5 protein-coding genes and 1 tRNA gene are annotated in these 5,325 nt (G+C 69.1%); 2 read left to right on the top strand and 4 right to left on the bottom strand.

Annotated features, from left to right (window positions below; genetic code table 11):
- A partial coding sequence (locus tag BN11_RS14420; protein WP_048698769.1) for a maleylpyruvate isomerase N-terminal domain-containing protein occupies positions 1-378 on the bottom strand: 378 nt, incomplete at its 3' end.
- A 105-nt stretch (positions 379-483) separates the two neighbouring features.
- On the opposite strand from BN11_RS14420, the gene BN11_RS14415 reads away from it, so the two are divergent.
- Positions 484-1,737 carry a DUF445 domain-containing protein gene (locus BN11_RS14415; RefSeq protein WP_048698766.1) on the top strand — a complete coding sequence of 418 codons (1,254 nt, stop codon included), beginning with the start codon at positions 484-486 and terminating at the stop codon, positions 1,735-1,737.
- An 87-nt stretch (positions 1,738-1,824) separates the two neighbouring features.
- On the opposite strand, the gene BN11_RS14410 is transcribed toward BN11_RS14415, so the two are convergent.
- From BN11_RS14410 to BN11_RS25260, 3 genes are all read right to left on the bottom strand, one after another.
- Complete coding sequence (locus BN11_RS14410) at positions 1,825-3,141, bottom strand: hypothetical protein (protein WP_048698763.1); 1,317 nt, start codon at positions 3,139-3,141, stop codon at positions 1,825-1,827.
- 472 nt (positions 3,142-3,613) lie between these two features.
- Positions 3,614-4,258 (bottom strand): hypothetical protein, encoded by a 645-nt coding sequence (locus BN11_RS14405; protein WP_048698761.1) that lies wholly within the window; start codon positions 4,256-4,258, stop codon positions 3,614-3,616.
- A gap of 15 nt (positions 4,259-4,273) precedes the next feature.
- On the bottom strand, positions 4,274-4,693 hold the full coding sequence (locus BN11_RS25260) for a TFIIB-type zinc ribbon-containing protein (protein ID WP_083433777.1): 420 nt from the start codon (positions 4,691-4,693) through the stop codon (positions 4,274-4,276).
- Between the two features lie 148 nt (positions 4,694-4,841).
- Between BN11_RS25260 and BN11_RS14395 the strand changes: the two genes are divergently transcribed.
- A tRNA-Lys gene (locus BN11_RS14395) sits at positions 4,842-4,913 on the top strand.
- The last annotated feature ends 412 nt before the right edge of the window (positions 4,914-5,325 follow it).

The following is a 5,325-nucleotide window of genomic DNA, read 5'->3' as shown; positions in this document are numbered from 1 at the left end:
CCCCCCCCCCGCCGGTGCCCTCGGGTCGGTCGGCGGCTGCGCGGCCAGGTGCGCGCGCCGCGCCGCGACTTCGGCGCGCCACTGCTCCACGACCTGGGTATGCGGCATACCGCGCCGCTCCGCCACCCCGGCCTCGGTCCACGAGGACGCGAGCGAGCGGCCCTCGACGGGCACGATGCCGCTCGGCTGCTCGCCGGTGTTGAGGGCGTGCTCGATCGAGGCCAGGTGCGCGACGACATCCTGCACGCTCCACCCCGGGCAGTCGGTTGCCGCCGCCCAGTCCGTCTCCGAGAGCTCACCCAGCAGGGAGTCGAGGTCGTCGCAGGCGCGTGACCACAGGGCGATGTGGGCGGCGAGTTCGTCCGCGGGAGCGTTCATGGCGCCATCCAAGCATGCGACCCGGAATCCTGCGGGCTCCCCGGGAGTTGGCAATCGGGGGTATCCCCTACGGCATGCGGGGGTGCCATCGGGAAGGATGAGTACGTGAGTTTCTTGGAGCCGAGCCCAGCCGATGATGCACGCCGGGCCGGCCTGCGCCGGATGCGGATCGTCGCGACGTCGTTGCTGGCCGTCGCGTTCGTGATCTTCGTCCTGACCAACGGGCGCGATCACGGGGTCTGGGGCTACGTGCATACCGCCTCCGAGGCCGCCATGGTCGGCGCGCTCGCCGACTGGTTCGCCGTCACGGCGCTTTTCAAGCACCCGCTCGGGGTGCCGATCCCGCACACGGCGCTGGTCAAGAAACGCAAGGACGAGCTGGGACGCAGCCTGGAGGAGTTCGTCAGCGACAACTTCCTCACCGAGGAGATCGCCCGGGAGCGGCTGGCGGCCGCCCAGGTCGGCGTCCGGCTGGGCACCTGGCTGGAGACGCCGGCTCACCGCGAGCGCGCGCTGACCGAGATGGCCCGCATCGCCAAGGCCGGGCTGGGGCGGATGCGTGATCAGGACGTTCACGACTTTGTCGTGGGAGTGCTGCTCCCGCGCCTGCAGCAGGAACCGGTCAGCCCGATCGCCGGCTCCTTCCTCAAGGGGATCGTCGAGGACAAGGCGCATTACCAACTGGTCGACCTCGGCCTGACCGAGATCCACGACTGGCTCGCGGCCAATCCCAAGACCTTCACCGGCCTGATGAACGAGCGCGTGCCGTGGTGGACTCCGCCGTGGGTGGACGACCGGGTGATCAACTGGACCTACCAGCAGGCCCTGGCCTGGTTGCAGGACATGCGCGCCGACCCTGACCACCGGGCCCGGGAGGCGCTGGACAACCTGCTGACCAAGCTCGCCGAGGACCTGCACGACAACCCCGAGGTCCAGGAGCGGGCCGAGGCGCTCAAGGAGCGCGTGCTGTCCCACCCGCAGGTGGGCGAGACCGTCCTGTCGTTGTGGGCCAGCGTGCGCACCAGCCTGCTCGCCGCCCTCGAGGATCCGTCGAGCACGCTGTGGCAGCGCGGCGACGCCTGGCTGACCGAGGCCAGCTCGATGCTGCTCCACGACGACGCGACCCGCGAGCGCCTCGAAGCCCATCTCGGCGACATCGTCGCCTTCTTCGTCACCACCTACGGGGACGAACTCGCCAATGTCATCTCCCACACGGTCGACCGCTGGAACGCCGACGAGGCCTCAGAGCGGATCGAACTGTTCGTCGGTCGCGACCTGCAGTTCATCCGGATCAACGGCACGATCGTCGGCGCGCTGGCGGGCGTGATCATCCACGCCATCTCCCAACTGCTGCGCTGACACCTCACGAAGTCCTGACATCACGAAGGCTCAGGCTCGCCGGTTTCGGCGGGGCACCGGACGCGCAGCCGCCGCTGGCAGCAGGCCTCAGCCCGGCGTGCGGCCCCAGGCCTTGGCCACGTCGACCGCGTCGGCGTTCACGGCCGTCTTGGACCGGCCGTCAATCGCCTCGAGGAAGCTGTTGCGGCAGTAGATCTCCGGCTGGCTGGTCCACCGGTTGCGCCAGTCGCTGGAGGTGCAGTCCCAGGCGACGGAGGCACCCATACGGCCAAACGACTCCTCGACGATGCGATAGAACTGCACGACACCCCACTGATCGGCGCCCGGGCGCAGGATCCGCGAGAGCCGCTCCGGCGGCGCCATCTGCTTGTTGTTCTTCACCGACATCGTGTAGCACGCGAGGTTGACGTTGTTGCAGCGCCCGCCCATGACGGAAATGGTCTTGACCAGGTAGGGGTAGGTCATCACGGCGGCGCGGTTGTTGATCTCGGTGCCGTACTTGCGGCCGAACGCGAAGTACTTGGTCACCACCCGGTTGGCGGCCGCGTCCATCTTGTTGTTGGGGTAGTTGAACATGCCCCAGGCGCGGGTATGGCCGCGGCTGTTGAAGGTCGGCAAGGTCGCGCCACTCTCGTTGTAGCGCTGGGCGTCCGTGGTCATCTTCGTCATGTCGGCGTAGGTCATGCCCTGGCTGACGACCGTGAAGCCGTTGTTGACGCGCAGCCGCGTCAGGTCGGCCCACGACGGCTGCAGCATCTGCCCCTCGGTGCATTCCCGCGCCGTGGCGTGGGTGCGATCGACGACGACGCCTCCTTGGGCCTTCAGGCCGCGCGCGGCGAGGTCCTGGACGTTCTGCTCGAGTGTGCGCGCGCCGCTGGGGATGACATTGCAGGTGGCCCCCGTCGCGACCGACCAGTTGCTGCGCCCGAACGTGATGGTGATGTAGCCCTTGGTCGACGGCGACTCGCTCGCCTTCATCGTGAAGTTCACCGTGGTCGAGGGGCCTTTGGGGGTGTCATTGGACACCACGAAGGCGGCCGCCTTGTAGGGCCCGGCGGTCAGCTTCGACGCAGCCAACTGATAGGTGCCCGACACCTGGGTCTTCGGCGTCAGGGTCGCCGGCAGGCTGCGGTAGGTGCTCACGAAGTCGCCCGTGGCGGCATTGCTGAGGTATGCCGTGCAGGCGCCATTGGTGCCTACCTTGCAGACCGCGACCCGAACCTCCTTGACGGTAGCGGTCGCCGAGTAACCACCCTTGACCGTGACCGAGGTGCCCGAAACGGACGAGCCGCTGGTCGGCCAGGTGATCGTCGCCTTGGCCTCCGAGGCGAGGGCGGGCACGGCGAGGGCGGCGGCGACAGCGAGGGTGGTGGTGGCGACGGCGGCCAGGCGCAGGGGTCTCATCAACACGATCCTTTGGGTCTGTGGACGGCGTCCCGACGTGACACGAGGGGCGAGAGGGACGGTATGCCGTGGTGTTCAGAGTACCGGTCCCACCTGGGAGGTGGGAAACGTCCCCTCGGGTGAACCGGGTGTGACCTGCGCACTCACCCACCAGTGCGGTAATTCGGCTAGAGTTCTTCGCGCGTCGGGCCGCGGCAGCCCCGGGTCCCAACTAATAGCCGCCACGAGCGGCCACGCGCCGTGAGGCGCTCCCGGCCCGACGTATCAACTTCCCGCCGCACGCTGGCACGGACTCTGGTGTGGCGCGGGCCCCCACGACACGAAGTCCCGGTCTTTGGGCCGGCACGCGGGGCGCGGGGCGTGAGAAGCGACTTCGTGTAGTCCGGGGTACGCTCGGCGCCCCTGGTTGTCCCGGCGAGCGCGGCGCGGACGTCCAGACGAACACCAAGAGCGCAACCTGCGGCCCAGGTCGTCAGATGAGCTTGCCGTGGCGCCAGGCGCCGGCGGCGCGGTCGAGGTCGGCGGCGGTGCCGAGCATGGCGGCGGCCTGGAGGGTCTCGGTGTGGCCCTGGTCGGGGTCGGAGCGATCGGTGTCGTGCGCGAGTTCGGCACGGCCGGCCGAGACGACGCGGCAGAAGGCGGCGGCACGCTCCAGCGCGACGGCGAGATCGCCCTCATACACCCCGGTGAGGATCGCGTCCACGAGCGCCTTCAACTCCGACGGCCCGGGCGGCTCGGCGACGCCCGCCACGACGTGATTGGCCTCGGCGAGCCGCATACCGGTTGCATACTCGCGGCTCGCCGTCACGGGGGAGCGGCGCACCCACTCGCGCAGCACATAGAGCCGCCACAGCGCACCCGGCAGGCTGCCGGCGGGGCGCTGCGCCCACAGGGACGCGATGGTGTCGAGACCGAGTTCGTCGACAAGGGCGACCAGCCGTTCGGTGACCACGGGGTCGCGGGCGGCCCGGCCGGCGCCGACGACGGCGGCCGCCGACTGGTGCGCGATCTCGGTCATCTCCGCCGGCCCGGGGGAGGTGCCGCCATGGGCCTCCATCGCGGCCAGGCTGAAGTGTGCGGGCCGGCGCGGCCGGTCACGCCCGGGAGGGACCGTCATACGGGAAGTGTGCCCTCAGTCATCGAAGAGGTCCGACAGGAACGAGCGGCGTTTGCGATAACCGTGTGCCTTCGAGTACTTCGCGTAGGGCGCCTGACCGTAGTGCTGCGCCGGCTGCTGCCCGTAGGCCTTGGAATATTTCGCGTAGGGCGCCTGGCCGTAGGGCTGGGCGGGCGGCTGGTTGTATGCCGCCTGCTGACCGTATGCCTGCTGCGGCGCCTGGTCGTGGGAGTCCTGCGGCCGGGCTTGCTGCGGCGCCTGCTGCGCTGCCCCGCCGCCGCCGTGCCAGGCGTTCTCGGCAGCGACGAGTGCCTCGAGTTCGCCGCGGTCGAGGAACAGCCCGCCGCAGCCGGTGCACTGGTCGACCAGCACCCGGTTGCGCTCGTAGGAGCGCATCTCGCTGCCGCACTTGGGACACGTGAGGGATGTCGTCATGACCCGTGAACGTAGCAGCGTCCGCGTGCCGTTCCCCGCGAAGCGGCCGGCAGCCCGGCAAAACCGTCTGCGGGCCACGTGACCACCCAGGGTCGCCGCGGCGGTTACCCTTGGCTGCGCCGCCACGCCTCACACAGCGTGGTCGAGCGGGCCTCTAGCTCAATGGCAGAGCTGCGGACTTTTAATCCGTAGGTTGTGGGTTCGAGTCCCACGGGGCCCACCCGACGCACAAGGCTCGAACCCTTGCCAACAGAATCGTTGGTGGTGGTTCGGGTCTTGTCTGCGTTCTCGGCCCAGGTAAGGGCGTTGGCGTTGATCTCGGGGTCGAGGAGCATCTCGAAGGGCCGGTTGTTCTCGACGCGCAGTTCGTCGTCTTCGTCGATGTAGACCTTGGTGAAGGACGCCTGTTTGCCCAGCCGGCGGTTGGCGTCGTCGCACCGGGTGTAGATGTCAGCGCAGTTGGTCAGTAGGTTCAGGGCGTCGTCGAGGTGGGCTCGGGCGTCGGCGTACTCGCCGTGGTGGGCGTCGATGCGCCGGTTGACTTGGTCGAGTTCGCCCAGGATGCGGTCTTGTTCTCGTTTGAGCAGGGCAAGCGGGATCGCATCTTGAGGTGCTGGATCGTTTTCGGAGTC

This window comes from Nostocoides australiense Ben110 (assembly GCF_001050535.1).
GTDB classification, from domain to species: Bacteria; Actinomycetota; Actinomycetes; order Actinomycetales; family Dermatophilaceae; genus Nostocoides_A; species Nostocoides_A australiense.
This window is presented reverse-complemented; position numbering and strand designations above follow the sequence as displayed.